At 68.5% G+C, this 17,898-nt stretch carries 17 protein-coding genes; 6 read left to right on the plus strand and 11 right to left on the minus strand.

From position 1 onward, the window contains the following. The first annotated feature begins 305 nt into the window (after nt 1–305). Entirely contained in the window at nt 306–1,583 is a 1,278-nt protein-coding gene (locus LPH33_RS14785) for an amidohydrolase family protein (RefSeq protein WP_229565035.1), read from the plus strand. Between the two features lie 102 nt (nt 1,584–1,685). On the opposite strand, the gene LPH33_RS14790 is transcribed toward LPH33_RS14785, so the two are convergent. Continuing rightward, nucleotides 1,686–2,171 (minus strand): TIGR00725 family protein, encoded by a 486-nt coding sequence (locus LPH33_RS14790; protein WP_060652834.1) that lies wholly within the window; start codon nt 2,169–2,171, stop codon nt 1,686–1,688. Nucleotides 2,172–2,294: 123 nt separating this feature from the next. On the opposite strand from LPH33_RS14790, the gene LPH33_RS14795 reads away from it, so the two are divergent. Continuing rightward, entirely contained in the window at nt 2,295–2,708 is a 414-nt protein-coding gene (locus LPH33_RS14795) for a YchJ family protein (protein ID WP_016695721.1), read from the plus strand. Between the two features lie 10 nt (nt 2,709–2,718). On the opposite strand, the gene LPH33_RS14800 is transcribed toward LPH33_RS14795, so the two are convergent. Beyond that, nucleotides 2,719–3,390: a TetR/AcrR family transcriptional regulator gene (locus tag LPH33_RS14800; protein WP_160875782.1), complete on the minus strand. Its 672-nt coding sequence runs from the start codon at nt 3,388–3,390 to the stop codon at nt 2,719–2,721. A gap of 110 nt (nt 3,391–3,500) precedes the next feature. On the opposite strand from LPH33_RS14800, the gene treZ reads away from it, so the two are divergent. Both treZ and LPH33_RS14810 read left to right on the plus strand, forming a co-directional pair. Continuing rightward, nucleotides 3,501–5,249 carry a malto-oligosyltrehalose trehalohydrolase gene (treZ, locus tag LPH33_RS14805; RefSeq protein WP_229565036.1) on the plus strand — a complete coding sequence of 583 codons (1,749 nt, stop codon included), beginning with the start codon at nt 3,501–3,503 and terminating at the stop codon, nt 5,247–5,249. An 86-nt stretch (nt 5,250–5,335) separates the two neighbouring features. Next, nucleotides 5,336–5,614: a hypothetical protein gene (locus LPH33_RS14810; protein ID WP_016695724.1), complete on the plus strand. Its 279-nt coding sequence runs from the start codon at nt 5,336–5,338 to the stop codon at nt 5,612–5,614. Nucleotides 5,615–5,623: 9 nt separating this feature from the next. Here LPH33_RS14810 and ilvA read toward each other — a convergent pair whose 3' ends face one another. Together ilvA and LPH33_RS14820 are read right to left on the minus strand one after the other, a co-directional pair. After that, a complete protein-coding gene (ilvA, locus tag LPH33_RS14815; RefSeq protein WP_016695725.1) occupies nt 5,624–6,943 on the minus strand; it encodes a threonine ammonia-lyase IlvA in 1,320 nt (439 codons plus the stop codon). A 124-nt stretch (nt 6,944–7,067) separates the two neighbouring features. Next, nucleotides 7,068–7,511 carry a nitroreductase family deazaflavin-dependent oxidoreductase gene (locus LPH33_RS14820; protein WP_016695726.1) on the minus strand — a complete coding sequence of 148 codons (444 nt, stop codon included), beginning with the start codon at nt 7,509–7,511 and terminating at the stop codon, nt 7,068–7,070. A 138-nt stretch (nt 7,512–7,649) separates the two neighbouring features. Between LPH33_RS14820 and LPH33_RS14825 the strand changes: the two genes are divergently transcribed. After that, nucleotides 7,650–7,877, plus strand: coding sequence for a hypothetical protein (locus LPH33_RS14825; RefSeq protein ID WP_160875778.1), 228 nt, complete (start codon nt 7,650–7,652; stop codon nt 7,875–7,877). Nucleotides 7,878–7,943: 66 nt separating this feature from the next. Here the strand turns inward: LPH33_RS14825 and dnaE are convergent, their stop codons facing one another. From dnaE to lspA, 5 genes are all read right to left on the minus strand, one after another. Beyond that, a complete protein-coding gene (gene dnaE, locus LPH33_RS14830) occupies nt 7,944–11,480 on the minus strand; it encodes a DNA polymerase III subunit alpha (RefSeq protein ID WP_229565037.1) in 3,537 nt (1,178 codons plus the stop codon). Between the two features lie 38 nt (nt 11,481–11,518). Beyond that, entirely contained in the window at nt 11,519–12,418 is a 900-nt protein-coding gene (gene rarD / locus LPH33_RS14835) for an EamA family transporter RarD (protein ID WP_026061060.1), read from the minus strand. A gap of 167 nt (nt 12,419–12,585) precedes the next feature. Further along, nucleotides 12,586–13,233: a hypothetical protein gene (locus LPH33_RS14840; RefSeq protein WP_160875774.1), complete on the minus strand. Its 648-nt coding sequence runs from the start codon at nt 13,231–13,233 to the stop codon at nt 12,586–12,588. 3 nt (nt 13,234–13,236) lie between these two features. Beyond that, the gene (locus tag LPH33_RS14845; RefSeq protein ID WP_016691814.1) at nt 13,237–14,145 is read right to left on the minus strand and encodes an RluA family pseudouridine synthase; all 909 of its coding nucleotides are present in this window, start codon (nt 14,143–14,145) and stop codon (nt 13,237–13,239) included. Nucleotides 14,146–14,159: 14 nt separating this feature from the next. Continuing rightward, entirely contained in the window at nt 14,160–14,774 is a 615-nt protein-coding gene (gene lspA / locus LPH33_RS14850; protein WP_016691813.1) for a signal peptidase II, read from the minus strand. Between the two features lie 66 nt (nt 14,775–14,840). Here lspA and LPH33_RS14855 point away from each other — a divergent pair, with 66 nt between their 5' ends. Next, nucleotides 14,841–15,797 carry a hypothetical protein gene (locus tag LPH33_RS14855; protein WP_229565038.1) on the plus strand — a complete coding sequence of 319 codons (957 nt, stop codon included), beginning with the start codon at nt 14,841–14,843 and terminating at the stop codon, nt 15,795–15,797. A gap of 82 nt (nt 15,798–15,879) precedes the next feature. On the opposite strand, the gene LPH33_RS14860 is transcribed toward LPH33_RS14855, so the two are convergent. Together LPH33_RS14860 and LPH33_RS14865 are read right to left on the minus strand one after the other, a co-directional pair. After that, nucleotides 15,880–16,386 (minus strand): hypothetical protein, encoded by a 507-nt coding sequence (locus tag LPH33_RS14860; protein WP_006554127.1) that lies wholly within the window; start codon nt 16,384–16,386, stop codon nt 15,880–15,882. Nucleotides 16,387–16,508: 122 nt separating this feature from the next. After that, nucleotides 16,509–17,819 carry a DNA polymerase IV gene (locus LPH33_RS14865; RefSeq protein WP_160875902.1) on the minus strand — a complete coding sequence of 437 codons (1,311 nt, stop codon included), beginning with the start codon at nt 17,817–17,819 and terminating at the stop codon, nt 16,509–16,511. Between the last annotated feature and the right edge of the window lie 79 nt (nt 17,820–17,898).

Consider the following 17,898-nt stretch of genomic DNA (forward strand, 5'->3'; position numbering starts at 1 on the left):
CCACCACGGCACACCTGTCGAGCCGGACATCCGACCACCCCTCGACGCAGTCGATCACGGAATCGAGAATTACATTCTCTCGATCGAAGGCTCCGACAACACTCCGGTCTTCGACGAATCGTGCGACAATGCGCCGATTTCCGAGTAGATCCCCATCTCGGCGAGGGATGGATTCGACACCTCCGCCCACGAAATCCACCCGATACGCAGCGATCCTTGATTTATGTTCTCGAATACGGAAATCTAGTTCTCATCGCGAGCGCCGACGCCGGCAGGACCTTTGCGCAGCCCAGGGAGAGGATTCGATGAAAACCGAAGACATGGTGATGATCAGCATCGACGACCACGTCGTCGAACCCGCGGACATCTTCGAGAAGCACTTCCCCAAGAGCCTGATGGACCAGGCTCCCAAACTCACCGCGCATCCCCGCAACCCCACTGTGCAGGCCTGGCAGTTCCAGGGCACCGTTGTCGGCAGTTCCGGCCTCAACGCGGTCGTCTCGTGGCCCAAGCACGAATGGGGCATGGACCCCACCGGCTACGCCGAGATGCGGCCGGGCGTCTACGACATGGACCTGCGGGTGCGCGACATGGACGCCAACGGCACCCTCGCCGCGACCCTGTTCGCCACCTTCCCAGGCTTCGCCGGCACCCACCTGGCGAGCCTGCCCGACAAGAAACTCTCCCTCGCCGCCCTGAAAGCGTTCAACGACTGGGTCGTCGGCGAGGTCCCGGACGCCCACCCGGGGCGGTTCATCCCCATCGGCATCGTCCCGTTCTACGATGCCGATGAATCGGTGAAGGAGATCGAGCGCATCGCCGCCATGGGATGCCGGTCGATCAGCATCCCGGAGACGCCGTACGGCGTCGGTGAGGGTTATCCCGATTTCAAGTCCGGGCACTGGGACCCGATCTTCAAGGCGTGCGTCGAGCACGACATCGTGCTGTCCCTGCACATCGGCGGCGGCATCAACCTGGTCAAGCGCCCGGCCGGTTTCAACATCGACGACATGATGATCCTCACGCCGCTCATCTCCACCATTGCGGCGACCGACATCATGCTCAGCGGCGCCTTCCAGAAGTTCCCCGATCTGAAGGTCGCGATGAGCGAGGGCGGGGTCGGATGGGTCGCCCCGTGGCTCGACCGTCTCGACCGGCACATCGTCAACCAGTCCTGGACCGGCACCAGCTTCCTGCCGGCCGGGATGAGCCCGACGGACGTGTGGCGCAAGAACTTCCTCGCCTGCTACATCACCGAGCCGAGCGGGCTCAACAACCGTCACAGGCTCGGCGTCGACACCATCGCGTGGGAATGCGACTACCCGCACTCCGACTCGACGTGGCCGAACTCCCCCGAGATGCTCAAAGAGGAACTCGACGCGTGCGAGTGCACCGACGAGGAGATCGACAAGATCACCTTCGCGAACGCCGCGAAGTTCTTCGGCTGGGATCCGTTCGAGCACATCCCGCGCGAGGAGGCCACCGTCGGCGCCCTTCGCGCCCGCGCCACCGACGTCGACATCAGCGAGACATCCAAGGAGGAGTACCGCCGCCGTTACGAGCTCGCCAACTCCGGCTCGTAGGGCCTGCTCCACAAAAGCCCACAACAGACGATGCCCGCCGATCCGGATCGGCGGGCATCGTCGTGTCTGCTGGGTCCTGCCTACCGTCGTGTCACGGTCGGCTCATACCGGGTCTTTGCGCCACAGCAGTGCGTGCAGGCACTCGACGGCCTCGGCGGGCGATTCGACGTCGAGCACTCCCGCGGCGGGCATCCGCCAGCCTCCGATCGCGATGACCGGCACACCGATGCGCACGGCGAGCGCGATCTCGCTCATGGTGCCCCAGCTTCCACCCACCGCGATCAACGCGTCGCTGCTGCGCACGAGCAACGCGTTGCGCATCTCTCCGAGGCCCGTGGGAACGGCCACCGTCAGATAGGGATTGCCCTCGGCACGGTCGTCTCCGGGAAGCAGGCCGAGGGTCGTCCCACCGGCTTCCACAGCGCCACGGCAGGCTGCCGCCATCACCCCACCCAGACCGCCGGTGACCACGACGGCCCGGCGTCCGGCGAGGAGTCCCCCGACCTGGCGGGCGAGGCGTCGCTGTTCGGGCGTGGCTTCACCCGGCCCCACGACCCCGACATAGCGCTGCGCATTCATGTTCGGCATTCTGCATCATGGAGCGCTCCGGAGCGCGCGGTCCGAGAACATCATTCACGCCCGGTGATCGTCCGCTCCTGCAGGCACCGCCCCGAGGTCGGCCGATCGAGCCCCTCAGGGGAGACTGTGGCCATGAGCAGAGCCGACCGCAGCGCCGACATCAGCCCGGACTCCCCGTGCCCGTGCGGTCGCGGCGTTCCCCTGTCCGAATGCTGCGGGCCGCTGCTGGCCGGCGCGAGCGCGCCCACCGCCGAACGGCTGATGCGTTCGCGATACACGGCATTCGCGACGCGTGATGCGGCGCACCTGCTGCGCACCTGGCACCCCTCCACGCGTCCGCGCTCGATCGAGTTCGATCCCGGTCAGCGCTGGACCGGGCTCGAGGTCCTGCACACCACCGGAGGCGGATTCCTGCACACCACCGGCACGGTGGACTTCCGCGCGCACTGGACGGCGGACGGGGTGCCCGATTCGATGCGCGAGCACAGCCGGTTCGTGCGGGAGGACGGCGAGTGGCTCTACCTCGACGACCGCGGCGACGACTGAGCCGAATCGGTCACGGTGCAGGTTGCCGCAACAGCGTCGCGCGCAGCGTCCCCGAGAGCCACTGACGGTACTGGTCGACGTCCCATCCGCGGTCTCGCCTCAGCAGCGCGTGCACCTGTGGGGAACTCAGGGTGAACAGGACATCGGCCGCGTGCTCGACGGTGACGTCCTCGCGCAGCCAGCCTGCGTGTTCGAGTCCTTCCGCGAGGGTGCGGGCGTTCTCGGCCGTCGCCTTCGCGTCGTCCGCGGCGAAACGACGCATGTCGGGATCGGCCCCTGATGATTCCACGGAGGTCATGAGCAACCCGCCCGCGCGTTCGAGCATCGCGGTGCCGTAGCGGACCACCTGCTCGACCACCAGATCGACGTGCGACACCGCGCCGCTGCCGTGGGACGGTTCCGGGTCCGCCGCCGCGGCCGCGCGCGGATCACCGCCGCCGGCCACCGCGTGATCGAGCGCCTCGCGGAAGATCTCCGCCTTGCCGCCGGGGAAGGCGGTGAACACCGTCCGCACCGCGACGCCCGCCTCGTCCGCGATGTTCTTGACGGTGGTGCTGACGTAGCCGTCGCGAACGAACAGCCGCGCCGCGGCGTCGCGGATCGTCTCGCGGGTTCGGCGGGCCGCTTCCTCCCGCAACGGTGAGGTGTACCGTCGGCGGGCTCGCTCGGGATTCGGGTTCACTCCCCCAGTATCGAGTGCACAGCAGCTGCAACAAAATTGACGCGCGGCAGGTGGGCCGCCGGTCGGCGCCATCCCCTGCACCGGCGCCGTCGACACGGCATGCTGGTCGAGTGCACACCTTCGAGGTCTGGGCTCCGATCCCGTCGTCCGTCCGGCTGTTCGCCGACGGACGGCTCCACGACATGCAACGCGACGGCGACGGTTGGTGGCGCACCACCGTCGAGGTCGCTCCCGACGCCCGATACGGTTTCGTGCTCGACGACGACACCGGGACGGTCCTTCCCGATCCCCGGTCGCCGCGCCAGCCGGAGGGCGTGCACGAGCCGTCGCAGCTGCACGTGCTCGACGAGTCGAAGTGGACCGACCACGGCTGGACCGGCCGGCAGCTGACGGGAAGCATCGTCTACGAGATGCACGTGGGGACCTTCACACCCGAGGGCACTCTGGACTCGGCGATCGAGCGTCTCGACGAACTCGTGGACCTCGGCGTCGAGTTCGTCGAACTCATGCCGCTCAACGCGTTCAACGGCACCCACGGATGGGGCTACGACGGCGTGCTCTGGTACGCGGTGCACGAACCCTACGGCGGCCCCGACTCCCTGCAGCGTTTCGTGGACGCCGCCCACGCGCGCGGCCTCGCAGTGGCGCTCGACGTCGTCTACAACCACCTCGGTCCGTCGGGGAACTATCTCGGGCGCTTCGGCCCCTATCTCTCCGCGGCGCCGGGCATCTGGGGCGACAACATCAACCTCGACCTCCCCGGATCCGGGGAGGTACGCCGGTACATCCTCGACAACGCGCTGCGCTGGTTCCGCGAGTTCCACATCGACGCGCTCAGGCTCGACGCCGTGCACGCGCTCATCGACCACACCGCCACCCACCTCCTCGAGGAGATGTCGGTCGAGACGTTCCGCTTGTCCGCCCATCTCGGTCGCCCCCTGTCGTTGATCGCCGAATCGGACCTCAACGATCCGAAGCTGATCACTCCCCGGCCCGGCGGTGGATACGGACTGCACGCACAGTGGGCCGACGACGTCCACCACGCGATCCACGCGGCGGTGTCCGGTGAACGGCAGGGCTACTACGGCGACTTCGGTTCCCTGGACTGCCTCGCGTACACGCTCGGGCACGGTTTCTTCCACGCCGGGACGTACTCGAGTTTCCGAGGCCGGGTCCACGGGCGCCCGCTCGACACCCGGCGCACACCGGCGAGCGGTCTGGTCGCCTACACCTGCACGCACGATCAGGTCGGCAACCGGGCGCTCGGCGACCGGCCGGGTGCCTATCTCGAACCCGGTCAGCTCGCACTCAAGGCCGCCCTCGTGCTCACCTCCCCGTTCACGCCGATGTTGTTCATGGGCGAGGAGTGGGGTGCGAGCACCCCCTTCCGGTACTTCACGTCGCATCCCGAACCGGAACTCGCCGCCGCCGTCGTCGAGGGTCGCCGGCGCGAGTTCGCCGAACACGGCTGGGACGCGGCCGACGTACCCGACCCGCAGGCTCCGGAGACCTTCACCGGCTCGAAGCTCCGCTGGGACGAACGCGACGAGGACGGGCACGCCCGGTTGCTGGAGTGCTACCGCGCGCTCATCGCGCTCCGACGGGACCGCGCCGAGCTCACCGATCCCTGGCTCGAGCACGTGCACGTGACGTACGACGAGGACGAGAAATGGCTCGTCGTGCACCGCGGTGCGCTGCGCGTGGCGTGCAATCTCGGACCCGACCCCGTCACCGTTCCGGTCGGCGGGAGGCCGCTGCTCTGGTGGGACGAACCGGTGGTCAACCGCACCGAGTCCGCAGTGCTGATCCCGGGCTGGTCCTTCGCGATCCTGGAGGCTCCCGAGACGCCACGCCGATAACGTTCGTCAGGCGAAAAAGTCGTTGATTATGCCACGAGTGGGCGAGTACCGTCTCAAGTACCGTCGAATTCTCGAGGTGAATCACCATGAAACCCAAGAAGATTCTGGCGAGCGTATTCCTCAGCACCGCCCTCGTCCTCGCCCCTGCGGGGGTTGCCTCGGCGTCACCGGTGGTCGACACCTCCCCTGGCGTCGTCGCCGTCAACCACGACCACCGCGGCTACGACAAGCACCACGACAACGATCACTGGAAGGATCGCGACCACGGCAAGCACCACAACAGGGACTGGGACCGCCGTTGGGACAATCCGTGGCGTCCCGACTGCTTCTGGTTCGGCCCCTGGCTGGTGTGCTCACCCTGGTAGCGGCTCCGACTAGGTGAGATAACGGTAGGCCGGCGACCCCGGCTCGAGTCGCTGCGCGTCGATCGGCGACGCGTCCATGCGATTGAGAAGGGCCGAAAGGTCTTCCGCGGCACCCAGTTCGATACCGACGAGGGCAGCGCCGGTCTCCCGGTTGTTGCGCTTGACGTACTCGAACAGGGTGATGTCGTCGTCCGGTCCGAGGACTTCGTCCAGGAACCGGCGCAGTGCGCCGGGCTCCTGGGGGAAGTCCACGAGGAAATAGTGTTTGAGCCCGCGATGGACGAGCGACCGCTCGATGATCTCGCCGTAGCGTGAGACGTCGTTGTTGCCGCCCGACACCAGGCACACCACGTTCGCTCCGGGCTGCACCGAGATCGACTCGAGGGCAGCGACGGACAGGGCGCCGGCGGGCTCGGCGATGATGCCCTCGTTCTGGTACAGATCGAGCATCGTGGTGCACAGCGCACCCTCGTCGATCTGGGTCATCCCGAACGGGGCCCGGCCGAGCCCCTCCCGGCGCAGCGTGGCCACGAGCGGCAGGCTCGAATGGGACACGACCTCGGCACCGAGTTCGGAGACGACGGCGTAGGGGACGTCACCGATCCGCTTGACCGCAGCACCGTCGACGAACGGCTCGACCTCCGGCAGCGTGACGGGACCGCCCGCGACCAGCGCGGCGGTCATCGACGCTGCGCCGGCCGGCTCGACGCCGACGATCGACGTACGTGGGGACCTCTCGCGCAGATAGGCGGCGACACCGGCGATGAGGCCGCCCCCTCCCACGGGGACGAGCACGACGTCGAGATCGCCGTCGAGCTGTTCGAGGACCTCGCGCGCGATGGTGCCCTGCCCGGCAGCGGTGCGGGCGTCGTCGAAGGGCGGGATCATCGTCGCCCCGGTGCGGATCGCATCGTCGGCTGCCGCTGCGGCCGCGGCGTCGAAGGTGTCGCCGACACCGATGAGTTCGACGCTGTCGCCGCCGTGGACACGGATCCGATCGCGCTTCTGCTTGGGCGTGCGGGTGGGCACGTAGATCCGGCCCTGGATTCCCATCACCCGGCACGCGTAGGCGACACCCTGCGCGTGATTACCGGCGCTGGCCGTGACGACGCCCGCGGCGCGCTCGGCCGCGTCGAGCTGCGCCATGGCGTTGTACGCCCCACGGAGCTTGAAGGACCGCACCCGGGTGAGGTCCTCACGCTTGAGGTAGACGTTTGCGCCCACGAGCGCCGAGAGTCGAGGGCTGCGCTCGAGCGGCGTGGGGGCGACCGCCTCCGAAATTCGCTCGGCAGCCGCATCGATGTCGGCCGCGCGGGGCACGGCGGTCACAAGCGTCGGTTCTGCTGTTCGCGAAGTGGAGGTCACCCGTCAATGCTGCCACTCCCCCGATTCGCCCACTACGGCGGGACCCGCATCGAGGGGTGGCAGCACAGTCCGTCCGATCGTGCCCGGTCTACGAGCCCTCGACCGGTTCGAGAACGAAGACGGGGATCTCGCGGTCGGTCTTCTCCTGGTACTCCGCGTAGGGCGGGAACGCCTCGACGGCACGTTCCCACCACTGCGCCTTCTCCTCGCCGTGGACCTCGCGGGCGGTCATGTCCCATACCTCGGTGTGGTCCCTCACCTCGACGTGCGGGTTCGCGACGATGTTGTGGTACCAGACGGGATGCTTCGGCGCCCCGCCGAGCGAGGCGACAGCGGCGTACCTGCCCTCGTGCTCGACCCGCATGAGGGGGATCTTGCGGAGCTTGCCGGACTTGGCGCCGACCGTGGTCAGGATGATGACCGGCCGCCCCTGGAGGGTCGTGCCGCGGGTTCCGCCCGACGACTCGTACTCCTCGACCTGCTTGGCGCTCCATTCGACGGGACTCGGTTCGTATTCTCCGTGCAGTGGCATACCGACCAGTCAACACACTCGTTGTGACAGTCGCCGCCCGATCGCCGAGTTCGGTGGCCCGAACTCTTCCCTGCGCCTATCCTGAAGAAAGAATTCCGCGCGGCCTACAGCCGCCCTGTCCACAGGAGGTGCACCGCGATGTCCGTGCTCGATACCCGGATACGCCGTGAGCGCACCGACGGTGTGGACATCGCCGGCACGATCTGGCCTTTGTACAAGCTCGAAGCACTCGCGGCCGGTCTCCTGACCCTGCTCGTGGTCCTCGTCGTCACCACCAGCGTCCAGAGCGCCGTCCTCGGTGCCGCTGCGGTCACCGTCGTCGTGTGGTGGGTCCGCAGGATCCAGCAGCACACACGGCGCGCGTAGGCGAACCGGCCGACCCCGGCTTCCCGCGCGGCGCTCACCGAAGGGCTCGCGCCGCGCGGCGGACCGCTAGGTGGCCAGGCAGCCCGGCCCGAGCAGGGCCTTGAGGTCGCCCATGAGCGCCGACGACGCTTCGACCCGCAGGCTGTCGTCGAGCTTGAGGACGGTGACCTTGCTGCCGGTGATGAGCCGCACGTGCACGTCGGACGAACCGGGATGGCGCGTGAGCACGTTCTTGAGGGCACCGACCTTGTCGGGGGTGCACAACCGGGTGGGCATCGACACCGAGACCGGCTTCGCGACCCCGATCTGCGACAGGTCGGGGACGGCGAGATCGTTGGCGATCAGGGAGATCCGGTCGTCGCGGATCGACACCCGGGCCTTGACCAGCACCACCGAGTCCTCCACGACGTCCATGCCGTAGACGGCGTAGGACTGCGGGAAGAACAGCACCTCGATGCCACCGGTGAGGTCCTCGAGCTGCGCGGACGCCCAGGCGAGACCGTTCTTGTTGATGCGCCGGTTCACCGAGGCGAGGATGCCGCCGACGGTGACCTGGCTGCCGTCCTTGAGCGCGCCTTCGAGGATCGCGGGGATCTGGGTGTCGGCCTGGGACGCGAGGACGTGCTCGACGCCGTTGAGCGGGTGCCCGGAGACGTACAGGCCGAGCATCTCCCGTTCGAGGGCGAGGCGGTGCTTGGTGTCCCATTCCTCCTCGGGGATGCGGACGTTGAACACCGCGGCGACGGATTCGTCGGCGTCGTCGCCGCCGAACAGGTCGAACTGGCCGATCGCCTCGGCCTTCTTCGTGCTCATCACCGCGTCGATCGCGTCGGCGTGGACGAGCATCAATCCCTTGCGCGGGTGCCCGAGCGAGTCGAATGCGCCTGCCTTGATGAGGGATTCGGTGACCTTCTTCGAACACGCGACGGTGTCGATCTTGTTGAGGTAGTCGGAGAAGTCGGTGTAGCGACCCTTCTCCTCGCGTCCCTTGATGATCGAGGCGACCACGTTCGTGCCGACGTTGCGGACGGCGCCGAGGCCGAACCGGATGTCCTCACCCACCGACATGAAGTTGGTGTGCGACTCGTTGACGTCCGGCGGCAGCACCGTGATGCCCATCTTGCGGCAGTCGGACAGGTAGACCGCGGCCTTGTCCTTGTCGTCGCCGACAGAGGTGAGCAGACCGGCCATGTACTCGGCCGGGTAGTTCGCCTTGAGGTAGGCGGTCCAGAACGAGACGAGACCGTAGCCGGCGGCGTGCGACTTGTTGAACGCGTAACCGGCGAAGGGAAGAACGGTGTCCCACAGCGCGGTGATCGCCGCCTGCGAGAAGCCGTTGTCCTTCATGCCCTGCGCGAAGCCGTCGTAGGCCTCGTCGAGGATCTCCTTCTTCTTCTTACCCATCGCGCGACGCAGCAGGTCTGCCTGTCCGAGCGAGTAACCGGCCACCTTCTGAGCGATCTGCATGATCTGCTCCTGGTAGACGATCAGGCCGTAGGTGTCGGCGAGGATCTCCTCGAGCGGTTCCTCGAGCTCGGGGTGGATCGGCTTGACCTCTTGCCGCCCGTTCTTGCGGTCGGCGTAGTCGTTGTGCGCGTTCATGCCCATCGGGCCGGGGCGGTACAGCGCGAGCACGGCGACGATGTCCTCGAAGCCGGTGGGCTGCATGCGGCGCAGCAGGTCGCGCATGGCGCTGCCGTCGAGCTGGAACACGCCGAGCGTGTCACCGCGCGCGAGCAGTTCGTAGGTCGCCGGATCCTCCAGCGGGAGGGTGTCGAGGTCGAGATCGATCCCGCGGTTGACCTTGATGTTCTCGATCGCGTCGCCGATGACGGTGAGGTTGCGCAGACCGAGGAAGTCCATCTTCAGCAGGCCGATGGCCTCGCAGGACGGATAGTCCCAGCCGGTGATGATCGCGCCGTCCTGCGCGCGCTTCCACAGCGGGATCGCGTCCATGAGCGGCTCGGACGACATGATCACCGCGCAGGCGTGGACGCCGGCGTTGCGAATCAGGCCCTCGAGTCCGAGGGCGGTGTCGTAGATCTTCTTGATGTCCGGATTGGACTCGATCAGCTGGCGGACCTCGGCGGCTTCCTTGTAGCGCTCGTGGCTCGGGTCGGTGATACCCGAGACCGGGATGTCCTTCGCCATGATCGGCGGCGGCAGGGCCTTGGTGATCTGGTCGGCGATCGCGAATCCGGGCTGGCCGAACTGCACTCGCGCGGAGTCCTTGATCGCGGCCTTCGTCTTGATGGTGCCGAACGTGATGACCTGGGCGACCTTGTCGTTGCCCCACCGCTCGGTGGCGTAGCGCACCATCTCACCGCGGCGGCGATCGTCGAAGTCGATATCGATATCGGGCATCGACACGCGCTCGGGGTTGAGGAACCGCTCGAACAGCAGACCGTGCGGGATCGGGTCGATGTTGGTGATGCCCATCGCGTAGGCGACGAGCGAACCGGCGGCCGAACCACGGCCGGGGCCGACGCGGATTCCGACCTCGCGGGCGTGGTTGATGAGGTCGCCGACGACGAGGAAGTAGGCGGGGAAGCCCATCTGGTTGATGACGCTGATCTCGTACTCGGCGCGCTCGACGTACTCGCGGGGCGGGCCGGCGGGGAAGCGCCGGTCGAGGCCGCGCATGACCTCCTTGTGCAGCCAGCTCGCCTGCGTCTCCCCTTCCGGCACCGGGAAGACCGGCATGCGGTCGCGGTGGGTCCACACGTCCTCGTAGGACTGCACGCGCTCGGCGATGAGCAGCGTGTTGTCGCACGCACCCGGCACCTCGCGGTCCCACTGCTCGCGCATCTCCTGCGCCGACTTGAGGTAGTAGCCGTCGCCGTCGAACTTGAAGCGGGTGGGGTCGGAGAGGGTCTTACCGGTCTGGATGCACAGCAGCGCCTCGTGGTTCGCGGCCGCATCCTTGGTGACGTAGTGGCAGTCGTTGGTCACCAGCGGCGGGATGTCGAGCTTGCGGCCGATCTCGATCAGGCCCTCACGCACCCGGCGCTCGATAGACAGGCCGTGGTCCATCAGCTCGAGGAAGAAGTTGTCCTTGCCCCAGATCTCCTGCCACTTCGCGGCGGCCTCGAGCGCTTCGCGTTCGTGGCCGAGGCGCAGGCGCGTCTGGATCTCGCCCGACGGGCAGCCGGTCGTGGCGATGATGCCCTCGTGGTGGTGGGCGATGAGCTCTTCGTCCATACGGGCCCACTTGCCGAGCTGACCCTCGATCGACGCGAGCGAGGACAGCTTGAACAGGTTCCGCAGACCCGTCGAGTTCTCGGCGACCATCGTCATGTGGGTGTAGGCACCCGAGCCGGAGACGTCGTCGGACTTCTGGCCGGGATCGCCCCACTGCACACGCTTGGTGGAGAAGCGCGACTCCGGCGCGACGTACGCCTCGATACCGATGATCGGCTTGATGCCGAACTTCTTGGCGACGTTGTAGAACTCGCTGGCGCCGTACATGTTTCCGTGGTCGGTCATGCCCACGGCCGGCATCCCCAGCCGTTCGGCCTCCTTGAACAACGGTCCGACCTTCGCGGCACCGTCGAGCATCGAGTACTCGGTGTGGGTGTGCAGATGAACGAACGAGTCAGCCACGCGTGCCTCTCCCGGGATGTCTGTGGGCAGAGACGAGTCTAAGCCGCGCGAGGCTCCGCGGTGACCACGGCACGCTGACGACGGGCCCGCACGAGCGCGTCCGTGCTGTAGACCGCCAGTGCGATCCAGATCAGGACGAAACCGATCCACCGCGAGGCGGGCATGTCCTCTCCGAGCACCACCACACCCCACGTCATCTGCAGGCTCGGCGTGAGGTACTGCAGCATGCCGAGTGTCGCGAGCGGGACCCGCTGTGCGGCCGCGCCGAAGAGCAGCAGCGGTACGGCGGTCACCAGGCCCGCCGACACGAGCAGGGCGGTGTGATCGATGCCGTGCCCGAGGAAGGTGCCGGTGCCGGTCACCGCGAGGAAGATCACGTACCCGAGCGCGAACGGGGCCGCGACGATCCCCTCCCCTGTGAGGGAGGTGCGCGGATCGAGCGGCACGATCTTCTTGATCACCCCGTAGGACGCGAACGACAGCGCCAGGGTCAGGGCGATGATCGGCGGTCGGCCGTAGTCGACGGTGATGACCACCACCGCGCACACCGCGAGCACCAGCGCCGCGATCTGCGCCGGCCGCAGTCGTTCCCGGAAGAACAGGACACCGAACACCACGCTGACGAGCGGGTTGATGAAGTAGCCGAGCGCGGTCTCCACGACCCGGCCCGAGACGACGCCGTAGATGTAGACGCCCCAGTTGACCGCGATCGCGGTGGACGCCGCGGCGACCAGGCCCCAGGTGCGGGCGGACAGGCCGCGCAGGGTGCCCAGGCGTCCCATGACGCCGAGCACGATCAGCATGAGCACGAGGGTCCACAGCACGCGGTGCGCGAGGATCTCGACGGCGCCGGCGGGTTCGAGCAGACCGAAGTAGGCGGGGAACAGTCCCCACAATCCGTAGGCGCCCAGACCGCACAGCACCCCCGTGCGCACGATGTTCCGCTGCCCCGAGTCGTTCCGTTCCCCCGAGTCGCCCTGTTGCCCCGAGTCGCTCACCGGCTCACCCTACGGCGCCGCCGTTGCGCTGTCGTTTCGAGACACCGTCGTTTCGAGACACCGCTGTTCGAGACACCGCCGTTTCGGGACGGGATCGCACCGCGCCTTCACACCTCCCCGTCGTCCGGTCCGGGCACGACCGTCTCGACGTGGGTGGGCAGCAACGGGGTCACCGCGAAGCGTCCGGCGATCGCGTCGGCGGGCAGGACCTCCACGGCCCGCACGTCCGGCGCGTCGGCGACGGCCCGGAACTGTGCGGGAGTGCCACGGAGCACCGCCGCGACGACACAGTCGCAGCCGTCGGCAAGACTTTGCGCGGAGACCGCCCCGACCCGTGCGGCGCGTTCGGTCCCGAACTCCACCAGGCTCAGCCGGCCCGCGGCGACCGAGGGGGCACGACGCACCGCCTCCGCGTTCTCCGGCACCGCGACCGGCACCAATGGTGTCTGGACGCGGTCGATCGGCACACGGAGGAGCACCTGCGCCACGCGCACCTCGTCGGTGAGTTCGACGACCCGGTCGATGCCGACGGTGTCGGTGAACGACACCAGTCCCCAGTGTTCGAGGTCTCCGTCCGCCTCGGCCTCGGCCAGGCTGTCCGCGGCCCGTGCCAGATAGTCGGCGACCACTTCCCCGTTGTCGGGACCGAGGGTGTCGCTGCCGACCGGGGTCGGCCGCGGCGGTGAGGTCCACCCGGCGACGAGCACGGCGACCACGAGAACGACGACCGCCGCCCAGGGCAGGACGCGTCCCATCGGTCAGGCGTTGCGCAACACGGCGAGCGCGTGTTCGAGATCCGGCGGGTACTTGCTGGTGATCTCGACCCAGTGCCCACGCGTGGGGTGCGAGAACCCGAGGGTGCACGCGTGCAGCCACTGCCGCTCGAGACCGAGACGCGCCGCGAGACGCGGGTCGGCTCCGTAGGTGAGGTCGCCGCAGCAGGGATGACGCAACGCCGAGAAGTGCACCCGGATCTGATGGGTGCGACCGGTCTCGAGATGGATGTCGAGCAGGCTCGCGGCCTGGAACGCCTCGATCGTGTCGTAGTGCGTCACGCTGGGCTTGCCGTCTGCGGTGACCGTGAACTTCCAGTCGCTGCTGCGATGGCGGCCGATCGGGGCGTCGATGGTGCCGCTGCTCGGATCGGGATGCCCCTGGACGAGCGCGTGGTACCGCTTCTCGACCGTGCGTTCCTTGAACGCGCGCTTGAGGACGGTGTAGGCACGTTCGGACGTCGCGACCACCATGACGCCGGAGGTGCCCACGTCGAGCCGATGCACGATGCCCTGGCGTTCGTGGGCGCCGGACGTGGAGATCCGGTAGCCGGCGGCGGCGAGGCCGCCGATCACCGTCGGTCCGGTCCAGCCGACGCTCGCGTGGGCGGCGACACCCACGGGCTTGTCGACCGCGACGATGTCGTCGTCGGCGTAGAGGATCTCCATGCCCTCGACGGGCTGGGCCTCGATGGTCAGGGGGCGGGGCGGCTCGGGCAGTTCCACCTCGAGCCAGGAGCCGGCGGACAGTCGGTCGGACTTGCCCACCGCCGCGCCGTCGACCACGACGGCGCCCTCCTCGGTGAGCGTGGCGACCACGGTCCGGGACAGACCGAGCAGGCGCGCGAGGCCTGCATCGACACGCATCCCGTCGAGCCCGTCGGGTACGGGCATCGCGCGGGTTTCCCTCACTGGTGTGATTCCTTTCTCGTTTCGTCCGCATCCGGCGCTGCGCCCCGGCCCTTCGAGGCACCACCGTCGGGTTCGACGCCGAAGACGGTCAGGGCCACGAGCAGGATCGCTCCGCACACGATGGCCGAGTCGGCGACGTTGAACACCGGCCACCATCCGACCGACACGAAGTCGACGACGTGGCCCTGCAGCGGTCCGGGCGAGCGGAACAGACGGTCGGTGAGATTGCCGAGCGCTCCCCCGAGGACGAGGGCGAGGCCGAGTGCCCACCATCCCGATCTCAGGGTCCGGCCGATCTTCACGACACCGACGACGACGGCGATCGCGACCAGCGTGAGCAGCCAGGTCATGCCCGTGGCCATGGAGAACGCGGCACCGGGATTACGGACGAGTGTCAGGGTGACCGTGTCGCCGACGATCGAGATCGGGTCGGCGGGGTCGATGTAGTGGACGGCGAGCACCTTCGTCACCAGATCCGCGACGTAGACGACGAGCGCCACGAGCAGCAGCGGCCGCAGCATGCGCCGGCCGATGGACGGGGACGGCTCGTCGGCACGACCGGGAACCGGCGTCTCCGCGTCGCGGTCGGGTCGGGAAGCTTCGTTCGTCACCGCTCCATCATCCCCTACCGGACGACCGCGGCGGTTCCCCCACCCGCCGTGGCTACCCTGGGTGGCGTGCCTGCGCTGTCCAGATTCCCCCGCTCGGGGCCATGTGCCCTCGCGGCTGTGCTGTCCCTCTCCGCTCTCGTCGCCGGTTGCGGTGGTCCTTCGGACGGCGCGCCCGCCGTCACGGCGGCGACATCGACGGAGGTGACGGTGCCGGTGTCGGCAGTGACCACGACGGTGCTCGACCCCGGCGCCGAACCCCGATCGGTGGTGCGGCTCGCACCCGAGGCGGGAATGCAGCAGGGCGTCGTCCTCACCACCCGGTCCGAGGTCTTCCAGCGCGTCGGCGACGACCCGCAGCAGGACTTCTCCACTCCCGAGCTGACCCTTCCGCTCTCGGCGACGGTCGAGCAGGCGGTCTCCGACGAGAATCCGAGCACCGTGGTCGACATCACCGTCGGATCGGCCACGTCGCCGGACGAGACGCTCGGCTCCGCGCTGGCCGATGCAGAGGGTTCCGGAGCCGGACTGACGATCGGGCCGACCGGCGCGATCAGTGCGCTGCGCCTCGAGCCCGCTCCCGATGCGGCGAACATCGCACGGTCGGCGATCGAGCAGGCGTTCTACCAGGCCGTCTACCGCATCGTCTCGTTCCCGGAGGAAGCCGTCGGTGTCGGCGCCGTGTGGGAGATCCACCAGCAGGTGATGAGCGCGGGGATCACCCTCGACCAGGTCGGGACGGCGACGCTCGTCGAGCGGGACGACGACCGCATCACGGTCGACGTGAGGGTCGAACAGACACCGCGCGAGTCCACCTGGGTGCTGCCGAACGGGCAGGGCCGTCTCGACATCGAGCAGTACACGATGGCCGGTGAGGGGTCGATGACGATCGACGCGTCGCTCCCCCTGCCCGTCGGCGGAGAACTGACGGTGCGGGGCGATCAGACCTACGTCGAGCCGGACGGCGGAACACGCCTGTCGCAGTCGCAGGTCGACCGGGTGGGCTGGAACACCCCGGAGCAGTAGTCCGGGAGACGGACCGACGAACGCCGACGGCCGGCGCGGACATTCCGCGCCGGCCGTCGGGTCGTTCGGGACGAGTACTACATCACGCGCAGGCCGGGGACTGCAGCTGCGCCATGTTGATGACGATGGAGCACGCGTAGTCCTTCGACACCTTCCAGGTGCCGTCCTCGGCGACGAAGTCGACCGTGCCGAAGGACGGCTGGTCGCTGCCCGCGAGCGCCATCTCGACACCGGCGGTGATCGTGCCGTTCTCGTTGTCGGTCACGTCGACGACGTTGACCTGCACACCGGCGTCGTTGGCCGCCTGGGCGACCATGTTGATCAGCTCCGGATCCTCCTCGGCGCCCTGGACCAGGTCGGTCTTCTCGGCGGCCGGGACGCTCAGGTCGAAGGCGCGCGCGAGATCGGCGTTGAGCTCCTCGACGGTCGGCACCGGCGGGTAGTCGACGGCCGGGGCCGCGGCGGTCGTGGTCGTGCTGGTCTTCGCGGTCGTCTCGGAGGAGCTACCGCCGTCGTCCGAGCTGCAGGCGGACATCGTGAGGGCGGCGGCGAGCGCCACGGTGGCGACGGTGATCTTGCGAAGCTTCAACTTCTCGTCCTTCTCGTTCGGTCGTGCACGATGTGTTCGTCGTGCTCGGTCATCCGGCAGCGGATCGCCCGCAAGAGTACCCGGCGGTAGTAAGAAGACCATGAGGGCGCCGGGAACATGTTTCAGTTCAGGCTCGCGAGCGGATCGGCGACAGTGAGGTCGGGATCGTTCTCGTCGAGCGTCCGCGCTGGTCCCGGACCCGTGCTGCGTGTCTCGAAGCGGACGGTGACCACACCGTGCCCCGCACCCTGCACCCATCCGTGCCCGAATTCCGGATGGCAGACGTCGGCGCCCGGCGTCCACCGCGTGGCCGGTCCGCTCGCCGCGACGCGCTCCTCGTCGTCCTCCTCGGCCGGCCCGGTCTCCTCGGTCGTCGTCCGGTCCAGTTCGGGGAACAGGGTGTCCTGCGCGATCGCGGACAGACCCGCATAGCCCACCCCGACGAGCCGGACGGGACCGATCTCGAGGGGATCGAGCGCGAGGCGCTGGGCGGCGGCGGTGAGCACCTGCACGTCCTCGGTGGCGTAGGGCAGGGTCGACGACCGGGTGAGCACCGACATGTCGGCCTTACGCAGCTTGAGCACCACCGTGCGGGCGGCACGCCCGTCCTTGCGCAGGCGCGTGTGCGCGGCGGTCGCGGACGCGGCGATCGCCCGTCGCAGTCCGGGCATCGCGACGATGTCCGTGGGGAAGGTGGTCTCGGCGCTGACCTGTTTCGCCTCGGCGCGTTCGGCGACGGGCCGGTCGTCGAATCCGTTGGCGAGCCGGTGCAGTCCCGGCCCGATGGTGCCGCCGAGGATCGACGCCGCCTCGGCGACGGGCAGCGCCGCGAGATCTCCGATGGTCTCGATACCGAGTCGCCGCAACCGGTCCTCGGCCACCGGACCGATCCCCCACAGCTTGCGCACCGGCAGGCTGTGCAGGAGCGGAAGTTCGCCTTCGGGCCGGACGACGAGCAACCCGTCCGGTTTCGCGAGACCGGATCCGATCTTCGCGATCTGCTTACCCGATCCGGCTCCGATGGAGGCGACGAGACCTGTTTTCTCCCTGACGTGTTCGCGTAGCTCCGAACAGAAGCGTTCGACCTCGTCGGCGTCGGCGCCGGCCAGTTCGAGAGGTTCGGCGAACGCCTCGTCGAGCGAGAGGGTCTCGAGGATCGGGATCCGGGCGCGCAGGGTGTCGAAGACGAGTCCGCTCAGTTCGCGGTACAGGATTCCGCGCGGAGGCAGCATGACCGCCGCCGGTCCGACGAGGCGGCGTGCGCGGCTCATCGGCATGGCCGAGCGCGCACCGTAGACGCGGGCCTCGTAGCTCGCGCCGGCCACCACCCCGCGGGCACCGAGCCCACCGACGAGGACCGGCCGGCCCCGCAGGGTCGGCCGGGTCAACTGCTCGGCGGACGCGAAGAACGCATCGAGATCTAGGTGCAACACCCAGCGCCGACTCACGGAAGCGGGCACGTGTCGAGACTAGTGCGCCGCACCCACACGTCCGGTGGGAGGCCGCAGGTCG

The organism is Rhodococcus sp. RDE2 (assembly GCF_020885655.1).
In the GTDB taxonomy this organism is placed as follows: domain Bacteria; phylum Actinomycetota; class Actinomycetes; order Mycobacteriales; family Mycobacteriaceae; genus Rhodococcus; species Rhodococcus pyridinivorans.